This is a genomic window from Streptomyces actuosus (genome assembly GCF_016921115.1).
Classification (GTDB): Bacteria; Actinomycetota; Actinomycetes; order Streptomycetales; family Streptomycetaceae; genus Streptomyces; species Streptomyces actuosus_A.
The window spans coordinates 1-25149 of sequence record NZ_JAFFZS010000060.1; the positions used below are offsets into that span (position 1 = coordinate 1).

Here is a 25149-nt window from a genome sequence, read left to right on the forward strand (position 1 = left end):
CCGCAGCCTGAACCGCATCCACCGGACCGTCCGACCCACCCACCGACACCGCACCACGCGTCACCACCCACAACGGACCCCCCACACCCGCATCACCCAACGCCTGCACCAACACCAGGGAGGCAGACAGGGACGCGGGAACGCCGCCGGGGTCCACCGTCGTGTCATCGGACAGGGCGAGCAGCGACACCACCCCGGCCATCGACCCGAAGCCCTCCAGACGGGCTGCGAGTTCGGCGCGGTCCGCCTCGGTCTCACAGGTCAGTCGCTCGACTTCGGCACCCCGGGCGGTGAGACCGTCGACGATCGACTCCACCGAGGCTTCGTCGGCGGGTCGGGCCGGTTCGACGACCAGCCAGCGACCGAGGAGGGTGGCCGAGGCGGGGACGTCCACGAGGGGCTGCCATATGACGCGGTAGCGCAGGCCGTCCAGCTCGGCGTGTTCGCGGCGCTGCCGACGCCAGGAGGCCAGGGCGGGCAGCACCGCACCCACCGTGTCCGCCTCCAGGTCCAACTCCCCGGCCAGCGACTTCAGATCCTCCCTCTCGACCGCTTCCCAGAACCGGGCATCGACCTCACCACCCGCTCCGGCCACCACCTCCGGCGACGCCGGAGCCGGCCAGAACCGCCGACGCTGGAAGGCGTACGTCGGCAGCTCCGACGATTCTGCGGCCGGGAAGGAGCTCGACCAGTCGACCTCGGCGCCACGGGTGAAGGCGGAGGCCACGGCGGCGAGCAGGGACACGGTCTCCGGGCGGTCCGTGCGCAGCAGCGGCACGAACAGCCGCCCGCTCTCGGTCACACAGTTCTGCCCGAGGGCGGTGAGGGTGCCGTCGGGGCCGAGTTCCAGGAACCGTGCGGTGGCGTGCTCTCCGGCCAGCGTGCGCACGGCGTCGGCATAGCGCACGGTCCGGCGGACGTGGTCCACCCAGTACTCCGGGGACGTCAACTCCTCGGCGGTGGCGGTCGCACCGGTCACCGTGGACACGATCGGCAGTCGCGGCCGCTCGTACGACAGGCTCTCGGCGACCGCCCGGAACTCGGCCAGCATCGGCTCCATCAGCGGCGAGTGGAAGGCATGACTCACCCGCAGCGCCGTGACCTTGCGGCCCTCGCCGCGGAAATGCCCGACGATCTCCTCGACACCCTCGGCGTCGCCCGAGACCACCACCGCCTCAGGCCCGTTCACGGCGGCGATACCCACACCGTCACCCAGCAGCGGCAGCACCTCCTCCTCCGACGCCCCCACCGCCACCATCGCCCCACCGGACGGCAACCCCTGCATCAACCGACCCCGCGCCGCCACCAACCGGCACGCATCCGCAAGCGACCACACCCCCGCCACATGCGCCGCAGCTATCTCACCGATCGAATGCCCGGCCAGCACATCCGGCCGCACACCCCACGACTCCAGCAACCGGAACAACGCCACCTCAAGAGCGAACAACGCCGGCTGCGCGAACTCGGTACGATTCAACCGGTCCGCGTCCTCACCGAACACCACCTCCCGCAAAGGACACGGCAGTTCGGAATCGAAGTGAGCGCACGCGGCGTCGAAGGCGTCCGCGAAAACGGGATGGGTCTCGTACAACTCCCTCCCCATACCGAGCCGCTGCGCTCCCTGACCGGCGAACAGGAATCCGGTCCGGCCTCCCTCACCGACATCGCCGCACACCACACCGGCCGACGTCTGCTCCCCGGCGGCCACGGACCGCAGCCCGCCCAGCAGCTCCTCCCGATCGGCGCCCCAGACCACCGCCCGGTACTCGAACACCGACCGCGTCCGGACCAAAGACGCACCCACCTCGACCGGCGACACACCGGCCCGCCCGGACACGAACTCCGCCAGCCGCCCCGCCTGCGCCCGCAGCGCCTCACGACTGCGCCCGGACACCACCCACGGCACCACCCCCGACACCGACACCGGCGACGGCACCGGCCCCGCCCCGACCACCGACCGATCCTCACCGACAGGCTGCTCAAGAACGACATGGGCATTGGTGCCGCTCACGCCGAAGGCGGACACCGCGGCCCGGCGCGGCCGGTCTCCGTCGAGCAACCATTCCTGCTCCCTGGTGAGCAGTTCCAGGGCTCCGGCCGACCAGTCCACCCGCGAGGACGGCTCCTCCGCATGCAGGGTGCGCGGCAGGACGCCGTGCCGCATCGCCAGCACCATCTTGATCACACCCGCCACACCGGCCGCCGCCTGCGTGTGCCCGATGTTCGACTTCACCGACCCCAACCACAACGGCCGCTCACGCTCACGGTCCCGGCCGTAGGCGGCGATCAACGCCTGCGCCTCGATCGGATCACCCAGCGACGTACCCGTGCCATGCGCCTCCACCGCATCCACATCACCCGGCGAAAGCCCCGCCGACGCCAACGCCGCCCGGATCACCCGCTGCTGCGACGGACCGTTCGGAGCCGTCAACCCGTTCGACGCACCGTCCTGATTGACCGCACTGCCCCGCACCACCGCCCACACCCGATGCCCGTTGCGACGCGCATCCGACAACCGCTCCACCACCAGAACACCGACACCCTCACCCCACCCCGTACCGTCCGCACCCTCCGCGAACGCCTTGCACCGCCCGTCCGACGCCAACCCCCGCTGCCGCGAGAACTCCACGAACGCACCCGGCGTCGACATCACCGTCACCCCACCCGCCAACGCCAGATCACACTCACCAGCCCGCAACGCCTGCACCGCCAGATGCAACGCCACCAACGACGACGAACACGCCGTGTCCACCGTCACCGCAGGCCCCTCCAGCCCCAACACGTACGACACCCGACCCGACAACACCGACGCCGCGTTCCCCGTACCCACATGCCCCCCGACATCCTCACCCGACGCCAGCAACACCCCCGCATAGTCCTGACCGTTCGTCCCCGCGAACACACCCGTCCGACTACCCCGCAGACCACCAGGAGCGATACCCGCCCCCTCCAACGCCTCCCACGACGCCTCCAACAACAACCGCTGCTGCGGATCCGCAGCCAACGCCTCCCGCGGACTCATCCCGAAGAACCCCGCATCGAACAGATCCACCCCCTCCAGGAACGCACCCACACCCTCGACACCGGCATCGAACAACGCGGACAGATCCCACCCACGATCGACCGGGAACCCACCCACCGCATCCCCACCCTCCGACACCAACCGCCACAACCCCTCCGGACCACTCACCCCACCCGGAAAACGACACCCCATCCCCACGATCACCACCGGATCGTCCACCACCCCCACCGACACACCCGCACCCACCACCGACGACCCCACACCCACCACACCCAGCAACCGCTCCCGCAGATACCGCGCCAACGCCACCGGCGTCGGATAGTCGAACACCACCGTCGCTGCAAGGGGCACCCCGGTCGACATGGCGAGGGTGCCGCGGAGCTCGACCGCGGTGAGGGAGTCGGCGCCCAGGTCGCGGAAGGCTCGCTCGGCGGGGACGGCCGCGGCGCCCGAGTAGCCCAGGACGCCGGCGGCGCACAGGCGGACCATTTCGAGGAGGACGCGTTCCTGTTCGGCCGGGGTCAGGCCGGTGAGCTGGTCGCGCAGGCCGGAGCCGTCGCCGCGACCGAAGCGCTCGGATGCGGCGCCCGCCCCCTCGACGGCGGCGTGTGCCTCCGGGAGCGACTCGATGAAGGGGCTCGGGCGGGTCATGGTGAACGGGGGCGCGTACTCGCCCCAGTGGATGTCGGCGACCATGACCGCGGGCCGGGGCCCGCCGACGGTGCGCTGCAGTGCCAGTATGCCGAGGGCGGGCTGCAGGGGCAGGACGCCGCCGCGGTGCATGCGCCAGGCCACGACCTCCTCGTCGGCCATGCCGCCGTCGGCCCACGGGCCCCACGCGATCGAGGTCGCGGGCAGCCCTTCCGCGCGGCGCCGCTCGGCCAGCGCGTCGAGGAAGGCGTTCGCCGCCGCGTAGTTCCCCTGGCCGGAAGTGCCGAGCGTGCCGGCGATGGACGAGAAGAGGACGAAGGCGTCCAGGTCGCGGTCGCGGGTCAGCTCGTCCAGGTGCTGGGCGGCCAGTGCCTTGGTCCGCAGCACGCCCGCGAAACGCTCCGGGGACAGCGCGTCGATCACACCGTCGTCCAGCACACCCGCCGTATGCACCACCGCGTCCACCGGATGCTCTGCCAGCAGCCCTGCGAGCGCCTCGCGGTCCGCCGCGTCACAGGCGGCGACGGTCACCCGTGCCCCCGCGGCCACGAGCTCGTCCCGCAGTTCGGCGGCTCCGGGAGCCTCGATGCCGCGGCGGCTGACCAGCACCAGATGCCCCGCACCCTCCGTGGCAGCCCACCGCGCCACCCGCGCACCCAACGCACCCGTACCACCCGTGATCAGCACGGTGCCCCGAGGCCGCCACCCGGTCTCCCCACCGTTCCCCGGCACCCGCTCCAACCGGCGGCCGAACACTCCCGAAGAGCGGACAGCCACCTGGTCCTCCGGGCTTCCGCCGAGAAGCACACCCGTCAGGCGGGCCGTGGCGCGCCGGTCGAGGATGTCAGGCAGGTCGACCAACCCGCCCCACCGATCGGGGTACTCCAGCGCCGCCACCCGGCCCAGACCCCACACCGCCCCCTGCACCGGATCCGGCGCACCGTCCGAACGCCCCACTGACACCGCACCACGCGTCAGCACCCACACCCGGCCCCCCACACCGGCATCCCCACACGCCTGCAACAGCGCGGCGACGACGGCGGGCCCGAGCGGCAGGCCTTCGGCGTCGGTTCCAGCGGTGTGGGTGAGGGCGAGCACGCCCTGGACGGTGTGCCGTTCCGTTGCCGCGCGCAGCCGGTCGGTCAGTGCGGCGCGGTGCGTACGGTCGTCGCCGGCGACCTCGACGGTGATGATGCGGTCGGGGCCGCCGAGGGCCGTGACGACTGCGGTGAGGGCCGGGTCGTCGACACCGGGGCCGCCGGGCAGGAGCAGCAGCCAGCGGCTGTCCGCCCCTTCGGCGCCCGCGACGGGGGGTTCGGTCGCCGCGGGCTTCCAGGCCACCTGGTAGTGCAAGGTGGCGACGGCGGTCTGCTGCCTCTGCCGCCTGCGCCAGGAGGCCAGGGCCGGAACGACGGCGCCGATCTGTTCGACGTCCAGGTCGAGAGTCTCGGTCAGGGCGTCGACGTCCTCGCACTCGACGGCTTCCCAGAAACGGTCGTCGACGGTGTCGGTCGCGGTCCGTGGGGAAGAGGCTTCCGCACCGTCCGGGGTGGTGCCGTCGTCGAGCCAGTAGTGCTCGTGCCGGAAGGCGTAGGTCGGCAGGTCGACGGCCGCGGTGGGCACGGGGCCGAAGGCCGGCGTCCAGTCGACGTCGACGCCGTGGACGTGGAGCCGGGCGAGGGCGTCGTAGAGACTCGGGATCTCCGGGCGGTCCTTGCGCAGCGCGGGCACGAGCAGCGGGGCGGGTCCGACGGCGGGGTCGACGGGCAGGCAGGCGCGGGCGAGGGCGGTGAGCGTGCCGTCCGCGCCGAGTTCGACGAAGCGGGTGACGCCCTGTTCGCGCAGGCGGCGGATGTCGTCGGCGAAACGCACGGGCTTCCGGACGTGGGAGGTCCAGTAGCCGGCGGAACACAGGTCGCCGGGGTCCGCCGCTGTGCCGGTGAGGTCGGAGACGACGGGGATGTGCGGCCGTCGGTAGGTGACGCTCTCGGCGACACGCAGGAAGTCCTGCAGCATCGGCTCCATCAGCGGCGAGTGGAAGGCGTGGCTGACCCGCAGCCGCGTGGTCCGGCGGCCGAGCCCTGCGAGGTGCCCGACGACGCGGGAGACGCCGTCCTCGGTGCCCGAGACGACGACGGAGCGGGGCCCGTTGACGGCGGCGATGCCGGCCTCGGTGCCGAGGCCGGCCAGCAGAGGCAGTACCTCGTCCTCCGATGCCTCGACGGCGACCATGGCGCCGCCCTCGGGGAGTGCCTGCATCAACCGGCCCCGTGCGGCGACCAGGCGGCAGGCGTCCTCCAGGGACCAGACCCCGGCGACATGGGCGGCCGCGAGCCGGCCGATGGAGTGCCCCGCGACGACGTCCGGGCGGATGCCCCAGGACTCCAGCAGCCGGAACAGCGCCACTTCGAAGGCGAACAGAGCGGGCTGGGTGAACTCGGTTCGGTTCAGCGCCTCCTCGTCGTCGCCGAGGACGATCTCCTTGAGGGGGCGGCGCAGATCGTTGTCCAGATGGGCGCAGGCCGCGTCGAAGGCGTTCGCGAAGACGTCGAAGGCGGCGTGGAGTTCGCGGCCCATGCCGACGCGCTGGGAGCCCTGGCCCGCGAAGAGGAAGGCGACTCCGCCTTCGGAGCCGGCTGTGCCGACGACCGCGCCGGCGGACGGGTCGCCCTGGTGGACCGCATCGAGGGCGGTGAGCAGGCCGCTGCGGTCGCCGCCGACGAGGACGGCCCGGTGTTCGAAGGCGGACCGGGATGTCGCGAGCGCGTGCCCGACCTGGGCCGGGCTCGCCTCCGGGTGAGCTCGCAGGTGTTCGGCGAGCCGGGCGGCCTGGGCCCGCAGCGCCTCGTCGCTGCGGCCTGAGACGGTCCAGGGCACGACGTCCGACGGGGGCCGCAGGTCCGGGAGCGCGGGGCTGTCGTCGGGCAGCGGTTCTTCCATGACGATGTGGGCGTTGGTGCCGCTGAGCCCGAACGCGGACACGGCGGCGCGGCGCGGCCGGTCCTCGCGCACCGCCCATTCCCGGTCCTCCTGCAGCAGACGCACATCACCCGCCGTCCAGTCGACGTGCGTGGAAGGCTCCTCGGCATGCAGGGTGCGCGGCAGGACGCCGTGCCGCATCGCCAGCACCATCTTGATCACACCCGCCACACCGGCCGCCGCCTGCGTGTGCCCGATGTTCGACTTCACCGACCCCAACCACAACGGCCGCTCACGGTCACGGTCCCGGCCGTAGGCGGCGATCAACGCCTGCGCCTCGATCGGATCACCCAGCCGCGTACCCGTGCCATGCGCCTCCACCGCATCCACATCACCCGGCGAAAGCCCCGCCGACGCCAACGCCGCCCGGATCACCCGCTGCTGCGACGGACCGTTCGGCGCCGTCAACCCGTTCGACGCACCGTCCTGATTGACCGCACTGCCCCGCACCACCGCCCACACCCGATGCCCGTTGCGACGCGCATCCGACAACCGCTCCACCAGCAGCATGCCCACACCCTCGGACCAGCCCGTGCCGTCCGCACCCTCCGAGAACGCCTTGCACCGCCCGTCCGACGCCAACCCCCGCTGCCGCGAGAACTCCACGAACGCACCCGGCGTCGACATCACCGTCACCCCACCGGCCAACGCCAGATCACACTCACCCGCCCGCAACGCCTGCACCGCCAGATGCAACGCCACCAACGACGACGAACACGCCGTGTCGAGGGTCACGGCGGGGCCCTCCAGGCCGAGTGCGTAGGCGACGCGGCCGGAGGCGAGGCTTGCCGCGCTGCCGGTGAGCAGGTGGCCGCGTACGTCGTCCGGGACGTCGGTGAGGGTGGCGCCGTAGCCCTGGTAGCCGCAGCCGACGAACAGGCCGGTGCTGCTGCCGCGCAGGGCGCGCGGGTCGAGGCCGGCCCGCTCGACGGCCTCCCAGGACGTCTCCAGCAGCAGCCGCTGCTGCGGGTCCATGGCGACGGCCTCGCGGGGGGAGATCCCGAAGAAGCCGGCGTCGAAGGCAGCGGCCCCGGTGAGGAAGCCGCCCTCGCCGACGTAGCTGGTACCCGGCCGGAGCGCGTCAGGGTCGTGCAGGGCGTCGAGGTCCCAGCCTCGGTCGGCCGGGAAGGACGAGATGGCGTCGCCGCCCCGGGTGATGAGGTCCCACAGGTCTTCGGGGGAGCCGACCTGTCCGGGGTAGCGGCAGGCCATCGCCACGATCGCGATCGGCTCGTCGGTCGCGCCACCGTTGCCGCCCGGGGCGACCGGGTGCTCCGCTGCGCTCCCGTGGGCGGCGGGCAGTGTGCCGTCGTCGAGCGTGTGGAGGAGGTGATCCGCGACGGCGGTCGGGGTGGGGTGGTCGAAGACGAGGGTGGTGGGCAGGCTGAGACCGGTGGCCGTGGCGAGCAGGTTGCGCAGTTCCACGGCCGTGAGCGAGTCGAAGCCGCAGTCCTGGAAGGCCCGGGTGGGCTTGATGATGTCCGGCGTCGGATGACCGAGAGCGGTGGCCGCGCTGCGTCGGACCAGACTCAGCAACAGGTGCCGGCGCTCGGTCGCACTCAGCGGGGCGAGTTCGGCCCGGAGTCGGCCGCCGTGTACGCCGGTCGCGTCGGCGGAGGCGGCCGACGCACGTGCGGCCTCGGGGATGCGGCTGAAGAGGGCGCTTCCCGGCAGACCGCGCCGGCCCTCGGCGATCCGGTCCCAGTCGATGTCGGAGACCAGAGTCCACGTGTCGTCGTGGGCCAGGATCCGGTCGAGGGCGGTGAGTGCCGGTTCGGCCTGCATGGGGGTCAGCCCACCGCGCTTCAGACGGGTCAGGACGGCGGGCTCGTCCGCCATGCCGCCGCCGGCCCACGGGCCCCAGGCGACGGAGGTGCCCGGAAGGCCGTCGGCGCGGCGTTGCCGGGCCAGGGCGTCGAGGTGGGCGTTGCCGGCCGCGTAACCGGCCTGGCCGGCGGAACCGAGCGCGCCGGCGATCGACGAGAACAGCACGAACGCGGCGAGGGGCGTCTGCAGCCCGCGGGTCGCCTCGTCCAGGTTGGCGGCGGCGCGCAGTTTGGGACGCAGGACGGTGGCGTAGCGCTCGGGGTCCATGGTGGTGAGCGGCGCGTCGTCGAGGGTGCCCGCCATGTGCAGGACCGCGGTCAGCGGGCGGTCGTCGGGTACGGCGGCGAGCAAGGAGTCCAGGGCCGCCCGATCGGCGGGGTCGCAGGCGGCTACCGTGACCGCCGCGCCCAGCTCCTCCAATTCTGCGCGCAGTGCGTCGACGCCGGGGGCGTCGGGTCCGCGGCGGCTGACGAGGAGCAGGTGCTCGGCACCCTGCCGGGCGAGGTGGCGGGCCACCTGAGCGCCGAGGACGCCGGTACCACCGGTGATCAGGGTCGTGCCGGCGAACCGCGGTCCGGGACGGTCGTCGTCGCCGCGGACGACCCGGACGAGCCTGCGGGCGAAGACGGCGGAGTCCCGCACCGCCAGCTCGCTGTCGTCGCCCGGCCGGGTCAGGCACCCCAGTAGCCGGGTCAGCGTCCGCTGCTCAAGGCGGGACGGCAGGTCGACGAGGCCGGCCCACAGGTCGGGGTGTTCGACGGCCACGGTCCGGCCCAGGCCCCAGGTGGTGGCCTGGGCCGGGCGGGTGAGGGGGTCGGCCGCGCCGACGGACACCGCGGACCGGGTGGCCGCCCACAACCCTGCCCCGACCCCGGTCTCCGCCAGCGACCGGACCAGCAGGGTGTTCAGGTGCAGGCCGAGGGGAACGTCGTCGTGGTCCGGGTGCGGAGTCTCGGTCAGGGCCAGCAGCGAGAGCACGCGTGCCACGCCGTCGTGGTGGGCGAGGGCTTCGTCGAGGGCTGCGGTGACCTGCCTGTGGTCCGCTTCCGCGGACACCGGTACGAGGCTCGCCTCCGCGCCGGCCGAGGTGAACGCCTCCGCCACGGCGGCGGCCGTCGTGGCGGCGTCGGGGTCGCTCGCCCAGAACGGCATCAGCCAGATCCCGGAGGGCGCGTCGGCCGGCATGTCCAGGGGCGTCCACGTCTCGCGGTACTGCCAGGATGCGGCGGTGGACCGCTGGACACTGCTGTGGTGCCAGGCCGTGAGAGCCGGCAGCACGGGTGCCAGGACATCGGGGTCCAGCGCCAGCCGCTCGGCCAGGTCCCGGACGTCGGCCTTGCGGACAGCCGCCCAGAACGCCGAGTCGACGGTTTCGCCCCGGTCGTCCTCCGTGACGGGGGCGACGTCCGCCAGCCAGTACCGTTGCCGCTGGAAGGGGTAGGTGGGCAGGGCGATGTTCCCGGCGCCCGGGAAGAGGGCGGACCAGTCGGGGCTGTGCCCGTGCGCGTGCAGCGCACCCACCGCGGTCACCAGGCCGGCCTGCTCCGATCCCTCCCTGCGCAGGGAGGGCACCACGACGTGCTGCTCGACGGCTGCCTCGGCCTGGTCCTCGGGGGAGGGCAGCGCGCTCCGGGTGAGGGCGGTGAGGGTGCCGTCGGGGCCGAGTTCCAGGAACCGTGCGGTGGCGTGCTCGCCGGCCAGCGTGCGCACGGCGTCGGCATAGCGCACGGTCCGGCGGACGTGGTCCACCCAGTACTCCGGGGACGTCAACTCCTCGGCGGTGGCGGTCGCACCGGTCACCGTGGACACGACCGGCAGCACCGGACGCTCGTACGACAGGCTCTCGGCGACCGCCCGGAACTCGGCCAGCATCGGCTCCATCAGCGGCGAATGGAACGCATGACTCACCCGCAGGGCGGCCACCCTGCGGCCCCGGTCGCGGAAATACCCGGCCACCTCTTCCACCGCGGCACCGGCGCCCGAGACCACCACCGCCTCAGGCCCGTTCACGGCGGCGATACCCACGCCGTCACCCAGCAGCGGCAGCACCTCCTCCTCCGACGCCCCCACCGCCACCATCGCCCCACCGGACGGCAACCCCTGCATCAACCGACCCCGCGCCGCCACCAACCGGCACGCATCCGCAAGCGACCACACCCCCGCCACATGCGCCGCCGCGATCTCACCGATCGAATGCCCGGCCAGAACGTCCGGCCGCACCCCCCACGACTCCAGCAACCGGAACAACGCCACCTCGAGAGCGAACAGAGCAGGCTGCGCGTACTCGGTACGATTCAACCCCGCGTCCTCACCGAACACCACCTCCCGAAGACTGAACGGAAGCTCGCCGTCCACCGCATCGAACGCCGCAGTGAAGACCGCATGTCGCTCGTACAGTTCCCGGCCCATGCCGAGCCGCTGCGCTCCCTGGCCCGCGAAGAGGAACGCCGTCCGGCCCCGCACCACCGAACCGCGCACCACCCCCGCATGCGGCTCCCCCGCCGCCAACGCCACCAGACCCGCACGCAACGCACCCGGATCCGCACCCACCACCACCGCACGGTCCTCGAACACCGACCGCGTCACCGCCAGCGACCACCCCACATCGGCCACCGACCCCGAACCACCATCCAGCCACTCCAGCAACCGGCCCGCCTGCGCCCGCAACGCCCCCTCACCCCGCGCCGACAACGGCCACACCACCACCCCACCACCACCAGCCCCGACCCCGGCGGACTCCCCCACCGGCTCCACCACCCCCTCCAACACCACATGCGCATTCGTGCCGGAGATCCCGAAGGACGACACGCCGGCCCGGCGCGGCCGGTCGGCGTCGTGCGGCCAATCCTGTGTCTCGGTGAGGAGTTCCACGGCGCCGGCGGTCCAGTCGACGTGCGTGGAGGGCTCGTCGACGTGCAGGGTGCGCGGCAGCAGCCCGTGCCGCATCGCCAGCACCATCTTCATCACACCCGCCACACCGGCCGCCGCCTGCGTGTGCCCGATGTTCGACTTCACCGACCCCAACCACAACGGCCGCTCACGATCCTGACCGTAAGTGGCCAGCAACGCCTGCGCCTCGATCGGATCACCCAACGTCGTACCCGTCCCATGCGCCTCCACCACATCCACATCGGCCGGAGAAAGCCCGGCCGACGCCAGAGCCGCACGGATGACGCGCTGCTGGGACGGCCCGTTGGGGGCCGTCAGTCCGTTGGACGCGCCGTCCTGGTTGACGGCGCTGCCCCGGATCACGGCGAGCACCCGGTGACCGTTGCGGCGGGCGTCGGACAGCCGCTCCAGCAGCAGCAGACCGGCGCCCTCGCCCCAGCCGGTGCCGTCCGCGCCCTCGGCGAACGGCTTGCAGCGGCCGTCGGCGGCCATGCCGCCCTGGCGACCGAACTCGACGAAGGCGCCCGGGGTGGACATCACGGCGACGCCGCCCGCGAGGGCCAGCGAGCACTCCCCCGCCCGCAGGGCGCGGCAGGCCAGGTGCAGGGCGACGAGGGAGGAGGAGCAGGCGGTGTCCACGGTGACCGCGGGGCCCTCCAGGCCCAGGGTGTAGGCGACGCGGCCGGAGACGACGCTGCCGGCGCTGCCGGTGAGGATGTGTCCCTCGACCTCGTCGGGGATCTCGCGGAGTCCGGAGCCGTACTCCTGGTTGCTGGCGCCGACGAAGACGCCGGTGCTGCTGCCGCGCAGGGCGGCGGGTGCGATGCCGGCGTGTTCCACGGTCTCCCAGGCGACCTCGAGCAGGAGCCGCTGCTGGGGGTCCATGGCCAGGGCCTCGCGGGGTGAGATGCCGAAGAAGGCCGCGTCGAACCGGTCGGCGTCCCGGACGAAGCCGCCCCGGGTGGCAGTGGTGCCGCGGTCGGCGTCCTGCTGGAACAGGTCGTCGAGGTCCCAGCCGCGGTCGTCGGGGAAGCCCGTCATGGCGTCCGTGCTTTCGGCGACGAGCCGCCAGAAGTCCTCCGGGCTGTCGGCTCCGCCCGGCCAGCGGCACCCCATGGCGACGACGGCGACCGGCTCGGTCATCGCCTGCTCCAGCTGCTGGTTGTGCTTGCGCAGCCGTTCGTTGTCGCGCAGCGAGGCACGGAGGGCTTCGACGACTTTTTCGGAGGACATGCTCAGCTCCACACTTCGCACTTGGATGCGGACACGGGGCCAGGGGCGGAAGGTCGGGCAGGGGGCGGGCGGCGTCGCTCAGTCGTCGGCGCCCAGCGCCATCCGGATCAGGTCGTCGACGTCCATGCCGTCGACGTCGGCCGCGGTCTCGTCGGCCGCGGTCGTGTCGGGCGCGGCGGGGCCGCCCGCGGTGGGACCGGTGGCGGAGTCGGCGTGGTCCTTGGTGCGGGAGCCCGGCACGGCGGCGGGCGGTGCGGGGGCGAGGGCTATCAGGGCGTCCAGCAGGCCCGACTCGCGGAAGGTGGTGATCGGGATGGACGTGAGCAGTCTGCGGATGGTCGCCTCGTCGGGCTCGCCGGTGGTGGCGGTGTCCGTCGCCCTCGGCGCGGGGTCGCTGTGGTCACCGCCCGTGAAATGCTCCCGGCACAGGTGATCGGCGAGCACGGCGGGCGTCGGGTGGTCGAAGACGAGTGTGGCGGGCAGCAGCACGCCGGTGGCGGCGTTCATCCGATTGCGCAGTTCGACCGCGGTGAGCGAGTCGAAGCCGAGTTCCTTGAAGGACTGGTCGGGATCGATGCGGGCCGCGGAGGCGTGTCCGAGGACGGCGGCGACCTGGCGGCAGACCTCCTCGACGAGCCTGCGGTGCCGTTCGCCCGCATCGAGCCGGGCGAGTTCCGCGACGAGGCCGGCGATGTCCGCCGTCCCGGTGGACGCCGTCAGGTCGCGAACGGTCCGCCGGACGCGGGCCAGTCCGGCCAGCACCGGGTGCACCGGGTCGGCGGCGCCGAGCTGTGCCGTGTCCACGGCCAGCGGTGTCTGGACGGCGGCCGGCCGGTCCAGTGCCTCGGTGAAGAGGGCGAGTCCCTCCTTCGGGCTGAGCGGTGGCAGTCCGGCGCGTTCCATGCGGCGGATGTCCGCGTCGGTGAGGCCGCCGGTCATGCCGGCGGTCTGGGACCAGGGTCCCCAGGGCAGCGACAGGGCGGGCAGCCCCAGGGCGCGCCGGTGCTCGGCGAGCGCGTCGAGGAAGGCGTTGGCGGCCGCGTAGTTGCCCTGGCCGGGGGCACCGAGGGTGCCGGCGACGGAGGAGAACAGCACGAACGCGGACAGGTCGAGGTGTCGGGTGAGGTCGTGGAGATGGGCCGCACCGTCCAGTTTGGGGCGCAGGACGGCCTCCAGCCGCTCGGGGGTGAGCCCGTCGACGACCGTGTCGTCCAGGACGCCGGCAGCATGTACCACGGCGGTCAGCGGGTGCGCCGCGGGCACGGCGGCGAGCAGGGCCGCGACCCGGTCCCGGTCGGCGACGTCCGCCGCCTCGATACGGACGTCGGCTCCCGACGCGCCCAGTTCTGCGCCGAGTCGGGCGGCGCCGGCGGCGTCGGGACCGCTGCGGGAGGCGAGCAGGAGGTGGCGTACGCCGTGCTCGGTCACCAGGTGGCGGGCGAGCAGCGCTCCGAGCCCGCTCGTGCCCCCGGTGATCAGGACGGTGCCGTTCGGGTCGAGCGGCGCCGGCACGGTGAGGACGACCTTGCCGATGTGGCGGGCCTGCGACATGTGGCGGAAGGCCTCGGGGGCGTTGCGTACGTCCCACGGGGTGGCGGGCAGCGGGGCGAGCACACCGGCTTCGAACAGGTCGACGAGGGTGGTGAGCATCTCGCCGATGCGGTCGGGGCCGGCGTCGACGAGGTCGAAGGCTCGGTAGTGGACTCCAAAGTGGCGGGCGGCGACGTCGGCGGGGTCGCGGACGTCGGTCTTGCCCATCTCCAGGAAGTGGCCGCCGCGCGGCAGCAGCCGCAGCGAGGCGTCGACGAACTCGCCCGCGAGGGAGTCCAGGACGAGGTCGACGCCCCGGCCGCCGGTCGCGTCGCGGAAGGCGTCCTCGAAGGCCAGGTCGCGTGAGGAGGCGATGTGCGCGTCGTCCAGCCCGGCGGTACGCAGGGTGTCCCATTTGCCGGGGCTTGCGGTGGCGTACACCTCGGCGCCGAGGTGGCGGGCGAGCTGGGTGGCGGCCATGCCGACGCCGCCGGCCGCGGCGTGGACGAGGACGGACGAGCCCGCCTCGACCCCGGCGAGGTCGACCAGGGCGTAGTACGCGGTGAGGAACACGATCGGTACGGTCGCCGCCTGGGCGAAGCTCCAGCCTTCGGGGACATGGGCGACGGTGCGGGCGTCGGCCACGGCGACGGGCCCGTAGGCCGCGGGGAACATGCCCAGCACACGGTCGCCGGCGCGGAACCCGGTCACGCCGGGGCCGGTCTCGGTGATCACGCCGGCGCCTTCCAGGCCGAAGTCGCGGGCCGGTCCGGGGTACATGCCGAGGGCGTTGAGCACGTCGCGGAAGTTGACGCCGGCGGCGCGTACGGCGATGCGTACCTCGCCGTCGGCCAGGGGGCGTTCGGCCTCGGGTGCGGGAACGAGCCGCAGCCCGTCGAGGGTGCCCTTGTGGACGGTGTCCAGTCGCCAGGCGGTCGCGGTCGTGCCGTGCGGCGGGCGCAGACCGGTGGCTTCGTCGGTGCGCGCGAGCCTCGGCACGAGCACGGTGCCCTCGCGGAGGGCGAGTTGGTCGTACGGGCCGGCCAGGGCCGCGGGCAGCTCGGCGAGTGAGGCGGCGTCGGTGTCCAGCAGGACGAACCGGCCGGGGTGTTCGGACTGGGCGGACCGCACCAGGCCCCAGGCGGTGGCGGCGGCGGATTGCGGGACACCGGATTCGGTCGGCCCGTCCGGTACGACCGTCCCGCGGGTGACCAGGACGAGCCGGGTGCCCCGCAGGCGGGGCTCGTCGAGCAGGTGGCGGACGAGGACGAGTGCCCGCCGGGCCGCCGCGTGCCCGGCGCGGTCCAGGGGGACGTCTTCGCGAGGCAGGGCGGTGAGGAGTGTGCCGGGGACGTCCGCGCGGGCGGCGAGGGCGGCGAGGTCTGCCGTGTCGGTGAGGGTGGCGGCGACGCCCTCGGCGGCGAGTTCCGCCGCGAACGCGCGTCCGGCATCGTCCCCGAGCACGGCCAGTCGGGCCGGGGGCTGTGGTGCCTTCGCGCGGTGGACGGCAGGCTGCGGCTGCTGCCAGTCGAGGCGGTAGAGGTCGCCGGTGCCCCGGTCGGGGCGGGCGCGCAGGAGGTCGGGGTCGAACGCGCGCAGGGTGAGGGAGCCGATGGAGGCGACGGCCCGCCCGGTGGTGTCGGCGACGTCCAGGGCGACGGAGTCGCCGTCGCGCGGGGTGAGCCGGACGCGGACGGCCGTGGCGCCGGTGGCGTGCAGTGTCACGTCCCGCCAGGAGAACGGCAGCCGGCCGGGGGCCGAGTCGTCCAGCGGCAGGAACGCGGTGGCGTGCAGGGCGGAGTCGAGGAGGGCGGGGTGCACGCCGTAGCGGGGGGCGTCGGCGTACGCCTGTTCCGGGAGCGCGATCTCGGCGTACACCTCCCCGGCGGCCCGCCAGGCCGCGCGCAGCCCCTGGAAGACGGGCCCGTAGCCGAACCCGGCCGCGGCGAGGCGGCCGTAGGTGTCCTCGACGTCGAGTTCCTCGGCGCCCGCGGGCGGCCAGGTGGCGGACCGCGCTTCGGGCTCGGGGACGGCGTCGGCGCCCAGGACGCCGTCGGCGTGGCGGGTCCAGGGCCGGTCGGAGCCGGCGTCGGCGGGACGGGAGTGCACGCCGATCCGCCGGTTGCCGTCCGCGTCGGGCGCACCGACCCGCACCTGCAGGGCCAGGGCCTGTCCGGGGGCCGTCGACAGGGGCTCCAGCAGGGTGAGTTCGACGACACGGTCGCAGCCGGCGCGGGCTCCGGCGAGCAGGGCGAGATCGAGGTGGGCGGTGCCGGGCAGGACGGCAGTGCCGCCGACAGCGTGGTCGGCGAGCCACGGCTGGTCCACCAGCGAGAGCCGGCTGGTGAAGACGTACTCGTCGGAGTCGGCGAGGTCGACCCGCGCGCCGAGCAGGGGGTGTCCGGCGTCGGCGAGACCGACCGCGGCGAGGTCGCCCGTGCCCCGCCCGCGCGCGTCGGGCCAGTACCGCTGCCGCTGGAAGGGGTAGGTGGGCAGGTCGACGACGCGGCCGGATGCGGCAGCGGCGGCGGTCCAGTCGACGTCCGCGCCGTACACATGGGCCTGGGCCAGTCCGGAGAGCAGACTGCCGGTCTCGTCCCGGCCGGGGCGCAGCAGCGCGACGGTGGTGCACCGGTCGGGGGCGGTGACGGCATCGGCGGCGAGCGCGGCGAGTGTGCCGTCGGGGCCGATCTCCAGGTAGCGGCCGACGCCGAGTTCCTCCAGGGCGCGCACGCCGTCGTGGAAGCGGACCGCCCGGCGGGCGTGGCGCGCCCAGTGGTCGGGGGAACCGAGTTCCGCTGCGGTGGCCGGGTGGCCGGTGACGTCGGAGATCACCGGGATGCGGGGCTCGTGGTGGTCCAGGCCCGCCGCGACCTCGCGGAAGTCGTCGAGCACGGGTTCCATCAGCGGTGAGTGGAAGGCGTGGCTGACGCGCAGCCGCTTGCTGCGGCGGCCCAGGCTCTCGATGCGGGCGGCCACGTCGAGGACGGTGGTCTCCTCGCCGGAGATCACCACCGAGCGGGGGCCGTTGACTGCGGCGATGCCGGCCTCGTGGTCGCGGCCCTCCAGCAGCGCGAGCACCTCGTCCTCGGTGGCCTGCAGGGCGACCATGGCGCCGCCCTCGGGCAGGGCGTCCATCAGCCGGGCCCGGGCGGCGACCAGGGTGCAGGCGTCGGTCAGGGAGAGCACACCGGCGGCGTGCACGGCGGCCAGCGCGCCGATGGAGTGGCCCAGCAGGTGGTCCGGGGTCACGCCGAGGGAGCGCACGAGCCGGTACAGGGCCACTTCGAACGCGAACAGGGCGGGCTGGGCGTAGCCGGTGCGGTCCAGCAGGTGTCCGGCGTCGCCGAGGACGGCCTCGCGCAGGGGGATCTCCAGGACGCCGGTGCCGAAGTGGGCGCACACCTCGTCGAAGGCGTCGGCGAAGACGGGGAAGGCCGCGTGCAGCCCGGCGCCCATGCCCGGGTGCTGCGCGCCCTGTCCGGCGAACAGGAACGCGGTGCGGGCTCCGCGCAGGGCGGCTGCGTTCTCCGCTGCATGCTGCTCGGACGTGGCGAGCAGGGTGACCTCGGCGAGCAGGTCGTCGTGGCCGCGGCCGAGCAGGACCGCCCGGTGTTCGAAGGGGGTACGGCTGGAGGCCAGGGAGTGGCCGATGTCGGCGGCGGACAGTCCCGGGTGCCGGGTGACGTGGTCGGCGAGCCGTGCGGCCTGGGCGCGGAGCGCCTGCGGGGTGCGCGCGGACAGCGGCCAGGCGTGCAGGCCGTGGGCGACCGGGCGGGCCTCGCCGACCGGCCGGGCCGGCATCGTTCCGTCGCCGTCGCCCTCGTCGTCGTGGCCCTGGGTGGGCGGGGCCTCCTCGATGATCACATGGGCGTTGGTGCCACTGAACCCGAAGGAGGACACGCCGGCGCGTCGGGGCCGGTTCTCGTCGTGCGGCCACGGCTGGGCCCGGGTCAGCAGGCGTACCCGGCCGGAGTCCCAGTCGACGTGTGTGGAGGGCCGGTCCGCGTGCAGGGTGCGGGGCAGTTCGGCGTGGTGCAGCGCCAGGACGGTCTTGATGACGCCGGCGACACCGGCGGCGGCCTGGGTGTGCCCGAGGTTGGACTTGACCGAGCCGAGCCACAGCGGCCGCTCCCGGTCCTGGCCGTAGGTGGCGAGGAGGGCCTGGGCCTCGATGGGGTCGCCGAGGACGGTCCCGGTGCCGTGTCCCTCGACTGCGTCGACGTCGGCGGGGGTGAGTCCGGCGTGGGCCAGCGCGGCACGGATGACCCGTTCCTGGGAGGGGCCGTTGGGGGCGGTCAGGCCGTTGGACGCTCCGTCGGAGTTGACGGCGCTGCCGCGGACGACGGCGAGTACCCGGTGCCCGTTGCGGTGGGCGTCGGACAGCCGCTCCACGAGCAGCATACCGGCGCCCTCCCCCCAGCCGGTGCCGTCGGCGTCGTCGGAGTACGCCTTGCAGCGGCCGTCGGGGGCGAGGCCGCGCTGCCGGCTGAACTCCAGGAAGGCGGCCGGGGTCGACATCACCGTGACGCCGCCGGCCAGCGCGAGGTCGCACTCCCCCGCGCGCAGCGCCCGCACCGCCCAGTGCAGGGCGACCAGGGAGGACGAGCATGCGGTGTCGACGGTCACCGCCGGCCCCTCCAGCCCGAGGGTGTAGGAGATCCGGCCGGAGACCACACTGGCGGCGTTGCCGGTGCCGAGATAGCCGTCGACGTCCTCCGCGCGGGTGCGCAGCAGCGCGGGGTAGTCCTGGCCGTTGGTGCCGGCGAAGACACCGGTGCGGGAGCCGCGCAGCGTGCGGGGGTCGACGCGGGCGTGCTCCACCGCCTCCCAGCACACCTCCAGCAGCAGCCTCTGCTGCGGGTCCATGGCCAGCGCCTCGCGGGGTGAGATGCCGAAGAACTCCGGGTCGAACCGCTCGGCCCCGTCCAGGAACCCGCCGGTGCGGGTGTAGCTGGTGCCGTCGTGGTCGGGGTCGGGGTGGTAGAGGGAGCCCACGTCCCAGCCCCGGTCGGTGGGAAAGCCGGTCAGGCCGTCGCCGCCGTCGGCGAGCAGTTCCCACAGCCGCTCGGGGGTGTCGGCGCCACCGGGCAGCCGGCAGGCCATGCCGACGATGGCGATGGGCTCGTCGGCGGCGGTGCGCGGCGGGGTTCCGGCGGCGTCCGGGGTGCGCGGGTCGCCGGCCGGCAGGGCGTGCAGCAGGCGGGCGGCGAGCGCGGCCGGGGTGGGGTGGTCGAAGGCGACGGTCGGGGGGAGCCGCAGGCCGGTGCGCCGTTCGAGGGCGTTGCGCAGGTCGACCGCGGTGAGCGAGTCGAAGCCGAGATCGCGGAAGGCGCGTTCGGGGTCGGCGGCGGGGGTGCCGGGTGCGTGGCCGAGGGCGGTGGCGACCTCCGTCTGCACCAAGCGCAGAACGGCGGCCGGGCGCTCGGTCTCCGGGAGCGCGGCGAGCGTCCGGGCCAGTCGGACGCCCGCCCGATCGGCCGTCGCGGCAGGGCGCGCGGGAGTGGCCGGATCACGCAGCAGCGCCGGGACGGGCGTGGTGGCGGCGCGGGCGGCCGCCAGGTCCATCCGGACCGGCAGCAGCACGGCCCGGTCCTGCGCCAGGGCGCGGTCGAGCAGGGCGAGGGCGTCGCCGGTGGGCAGGGCAGCAACGCCCGAGCGGGCCATGCGGCCGCGGTCGGCGTCGCCCAGACCGGCGGTCATGCCACTGTCCTCGGCCCACAGTCCCCAGCCGAGGGCGTGTGCCGGTCGGCCCTGCGCGCGCAGTGTGGTGGCCAGCGCCTCCAGGAAGGCGTTGGCGGCCGCGTAGTTGCCCTGGCCGGGACCGCCGAAGGTGGCGGCGGCGGAGGAGAACAGGACGAACGCCGACAGGTCCAGGTCCCGCGTCAGTCGCTCCAGATGCACCGCGGCGTCCACCTTCGGCCGCAGCACGGACGACAGCCGCGTGCTGGTCAGCGCGCCGATCAGCCCGTCGTCGAGGACGCCTGCGGCGTGGAAGACGGCGCCGAGCGGATGCGTCTCGGGCACGGCGGCCAGCAGTTCGGCCAGCGCGGTGGGGTCGGCGACGTCGCACGCCGCGATCGTCACCCGGGCACCGGCCTCTTCGAGGGCGGCGCGCAGGTCGGCGGTGCCGGGCGCGTCCGGGCCCCGGCGGCCGGCGAGCAGCAGGTGGCGCACCCCGTGCGCGGTCACCAGATGAAGGGCGACGGCCGCGGCGACGGTACCGCCGGCGCCGGTGACGAGCACGGTGCGCCGCGGGTCGAGCACGGGCGCGGCCGCGGCGGTGCCGCCGGTGCGGTGACGGGTCAGGCGGGCACCGTACGCACGGCCGGCGCGCAGCGCGATCTCGGTCTCGCCGGCGTACAGGGCGTGGACGGCGGCGGCCAGGGCGTCGGTGCCGGTGGCGGACGGCGCAGTGCTGTTGCCGATGCCCTCGGCCGCGCCTGCGTGGTCCGTGGGCGCGCCGTCGACGTCGACGAGCAGGAACCGGTCGGGGTTCTCCGTCTGGGCGGAGCGCAGCAGACCGCGTACGGCGGCGGCCGCGAGGTCGGCGACGGGCTCACCGGTCCGGACGGAGGCCGCGCGGCGGGTGACGACGGCCAGCCGGGCACCGGCCGTACGCTCGTCGGCCTGCCAGCGCCGCACCACGTCCAGCGTCCGCGCGGCCACGTCGTGCACGCCTGCCGGAAGGTCCGCGCCGTCGCCGCTCACCGGCAGGAGCACCAGCTCGGGTACGGCCGCGCCGGTCTCGTCGAGGGCGGTGAGCAGCGCGTCCAGATCCGCGTAGCGGACGGCGCCCTCCGGGGCGGGCCCGTCGCCCAGGACGGCAGCCTCCGTTGCCGGCTGCGCCCCTGCCACAGCGGGCAGTTCCGTCCACTCGACGACGAACAGGTCGTCCGTCGGGGAGGCGTCGGTGGCCGGAAGCGGCAGCTCGGCGGCCGGCGCCACGGCGACCTCGCCCACGGTGGCGACGGGGGCGCCGAGGTCGTCGGTCAGATCGAGCCGCAGCCCGCCGTCGGCCAGGGGGCGTATCCGGATCCGCAGCGCCTCCGCGGAGGGCGCGTGCAGGGCGCACTCCCGCCACGACACGGCGGCCGACCCGGGCCGGCCGAGCGCGGGCGCGGTGTGCAGGGCTGCGTCCAGCAGTACGGGGTGCAGAGCGGCCCGCAGGGCGTCCGCCCGCAGTTCCTCCGGTACGGCGGCCTCGGCGTACACCTCGTCCCCGGCCCGCCATACGGCGGTGAGCGAGCGGAAGGCGGACCCGTGGTCGAGTCCGCTGTCCCGGGACGCCTCGTACAGGGCGTCCACCTCGGCGGCATCCAGTTCCTCGGCACCCGCGGGGGGCCAGACACCGGCGTCGTCGACCGGCTCCGGAGTCGCTCGGGACGGGGGAGCGGCGGGCGCCAGCACGCCGTGCGCGTTGCGGGTCCACGGCCGGTCCGCGTCCTCGTCGCCGTCCGCCGCGGCGGCGGTCCCGGCGACCGGGCGGGAGTGGCACGTGAACGGCCGCGCGCCGTCGTCGCCGGGGGTGTCCAGCACGACCTGCACCTCGACGGGGGTGCGGTCGTTCAGGACGAGGGGCCGCTCCTGGTCGAGCCTGGCGAGGTGGTCGCAGCCGACGCGAGCGCCGAGGTGCAGGGCGAAGTCGACGAACGCGGCCGTCGGCAGCACGGTGGTGCCCGCCACGGCGTGGTCGGCCAGCCAGGGGTGGCTGCGGGTGGAGAGCACGGTCGTGGACACCACAGCGGACGAGTCCGCCAGCGTCACCACGGAGCCGAGCAGTGGATGCCCCCCGGCACGACGCCGACTGCCCGGCAGCGGGTCGAGCCAGTACCGCTTCCGCTGGAAGGGGTAGGTGGGCAGGGCGATGTTCCCGGCGCCGGGGAAGAGGGCGGACCAGTCGGGGCTGTGCCCGTGCGCGTGCAGCGCGCCCACCGCGGTCAGCAGGCCGGCCTGCTCCGATCCCTCCTTGCGCAGAGTGGGCACCACCAGGGGCGTGCCGTCGTCGAACACCGACCGGGTGAGGGCGGTGAGGGTGCCGTCGGGGCCGAGTTCCAGGAACCGGTTCACCCGGCGGCCGGCCAGCGTGCGCACGGCGTCGGCGTAGCGCACGGTCCGGCGGACGTGGTCCACCCAGTACTCCGGGGACGTCAACTCCTCGGCGGTGGCGGTCGCACCGGTCACCGTGGACACGATCGGCAGTCGCGGCCGCTCGTACGACAGGCTCTCGGCGACCGCCCGGAAGTCGGCCAGCATCGGCTCCATCAGCGGCGAGTGGAAGGCGTGGCTCACCCGCAGCGCCGTGACCTTGCGGCCCTCGCCGCGGAAATGCCCGACGATCTCCTCGACACCCTCGGCGTCGCCCGAGACCACCACCGCCTCAGGCCCGTTCACGGCGGCGATACCCACGCCGTCACCCAGCAGCGGCAGCACCTCCTCCTCCGACGCCCCCACCGCCACCATCGCCCCACCGGACGGCAGCGCCTGCATCAACCGACCCCGCGCCGCCACCAACCGGCACGCATCCGCAAGCGACCACACACCCGCCACATGCGCCGCAGCTATCTCACCGATCGAATGCCCGGCCAGCACATCCGGCCGCACACCCCACGACTCCAGCAACCGGAACAACGCTACCTCGAGAGCGAACAGAGCCGGCTGCGCGTACTCGGTACGATTCAACCGGTCCGCGTCCTCACCGAACACCACCTCCCGCAAAGGACACGGCAGTTCGGAATCGAAGTGAGCGCACGCGGCGTCGAAGGCGTCCGCGAACACGACATACGCGCCGTACAGTTCCCGGCCCATGCCGAGCCGCTGCGCTCCCTGGCCCGCGAAGAGGAACGCCGTCCGGCCCCGCACCACCGAACCGCGCACCACCCCCGCTTGCGGCTCCCCCGCCGCCAACGCCACCAGACCCGCACGCAACGCACCCGGATCCGCACCCACCACCACCGCACGGTCCTCGAACACCGACCGCGTCACCGCCAGCGACCACCCCACATCGGCCACCGACCCCGAACCACCATCCAGCCACTCCAGCAACCGGCCCGCCTGCGCCCGCAACGCCCCCTCACCCCGCGCCGACAACGGCCACACCACCACCCCACCACCAGCCCCGACCCCGGCGGACTCCCCCACCGGCTCCACCACCCCCTCCAACACCACATGCGCATTCGTGCCGGAGACACCGAACGCGGAGACACCCGCGCGCCGGGGGCGGTCCTCCGTGGCCGGCCAGTCGCGGGGTTCGCTGAGGAGTTCCACGGCGCCGGCGGTCCAGTCGACGTGCGTGGAGGGCTCGTCGACGTGCAGGGTGCGCGGCAGCAGCCCGTGCCGCATCGCCAGCACCATCTTGATCACACCCGCCACACCGGCCGCCGCCTGCGTGTGCCCGATGTTCGACTTCACCGACCCCAACCACAACGGCCGCTCACGCTCACGGTCCCGGCCGTAGGCGGCGATCAACGCCTGCGCCTCGATCGGATCACCCAACGTCGTACCCGTCCCATGCGCCTCCACCACATCCACATCGGCCGGAGAAAGCCCGGCCGACGCCAGAGCCGCACGGATGACGCGCTGCTGGGACGGCCCGTTGGGGGCGGTGAGACCGCTGCTGGCCCCGTCCTGGTTGACGGCGCTGCCCCGGATCACGGCGAGCACCCGGTGACCGTTGCGGCGGGCGTCGGACAGCCGCTCCAGCAGCAGCAGACCGGCGCCCTCGCCCCAGCCGGTGCCGTCCGCGCCGTCGGCGAAGGACTTGCAGCGGCCGTCGGGCGCGAGTCCGCGCTGTCGGCTGAACTCGGTGAAGGTGACCGGGGTGGACATCACGGCGACGCCGCCCGCGAGGGCCAGCGAGCACTCCCCCGCCCGCAGGGCGCGGCAGGCCAGGTGCAGGGCGACGAGGGAGGAGGAGCAGGCGGTGTCCACGGTGACCGCGGGGCCCTCCAGGCCCAGGGTGTAGGCGACGCGGCCGGACGCGATGCTGCCGGCGCTGCCGTTGCCGATGAAGCCCTCCAGACCGGGGGGCGGCACCTCGAAGCGGGAGCCGTAGTCGTTGTACATCACGCCGACGAAGACTCCGGTGGCGCTGCCGCGGAGGCTTCCCGGGGCGAGTCCCGAGCGCTCCAGGGCTTCCCAGGAGATCTCCAGCAGGAGTCGCTGCTGTGGGTCGGTGCCCAGGGCCTCACGCGGCGACATGCCGAAGAAGTCCGGGTCGAAGTCGGCGGCGTCGTGCAGGAAACCGCCCTGGCGGGTGTAGCACGTGCCGAGGTGTTCGGGGTCCGGGTGGTAGAGGGAGTCGACGTCCCAGCCGCGGTCCTCGGGGAAGGGGGTGATGGCGTCGCGGCCGTCGGCGACGAGCCGCCACAGGTCCTCGGGGGTACGGACGCCACCGGGGTAGCGGCACGCCATGGACACGATGGCGATCGGTTCGTGGTCCTTCGCCTCCAGTTCGCGCACCCGGTTGGTGGTGCGGTGCAGGTCCGCGGTGACGCGCTTCAGGTAGTCACGCAGGCGGTCTTCGCTCACAGCTCGGCCCCCAGGCTCGGGTCGCGCACCACCGCGGATCCGACCGACGGCAGGCCCGCGCTCGGGTCGGTAGACAGCACCGGATCTCCTCAGGCTCGGGCACCCACGCGGTCCGCATGGCTTTTCGGACACGTCGAACCCGGTCAAGTCTGGGGGCGCGCGCGGCGTCGACGGCCGCTTGACCTCCGACTCTGAAAAATCCCCTAGTGCCGCGGCAGGCAACGTTCGCCCGTCGAGGAGCGGCGTCCGGTGCGTGCTCCCGGTGTGCCGGCCGGAAGCCCTCGTACGGGATGTACTCGGGCTTTCGTCCGGTGCAGCGAGAGTGCGTGCCGGGCGTCGCGACGGGGCGAACGTTGCCTGGTGCGGCACTAGTAGATTGTTGCGGCTAAGTATTGTTCTGGTTGGTGGAGTTGAGGGTCGGGCAGGCTCCCCTTGTCGTTTCCGTTCGGCCGGGCAGGGGTGTCGTGTCCTCGCAGAAGAAGTATCCG

At 74.0% G+C, this 25149-nt stretch carries 2 protein-coding genes; both read right to left on the reverse strand.

Translation table 11 applies throughout. The features are described 5' to 3' along the window. The coding region (locus JS756_RS34570) for a type I polyketide synthase (protein ID WP_205387241.1) at positions 1-12601 on the reverse strand (12601 nt) is incomplete at its 3' end. Positions 12602-12679: 78 nt separating this feature from the next. Continuing rightward, the gene (locus JS756_RS37410) at positions 12680-24661 is read right to left on the reverse strand and encodes an SDR family NAD(P)-dependent oxidoreductase (RefSeq protein ID WP_307791417.1); all 11982 of its coding nucleotides are present in this window, start codon (positions 24659-24661) and stop codon (positions 12680-12682) included. Positions 24662-25149: the final 488 nt, after the last annotated feature.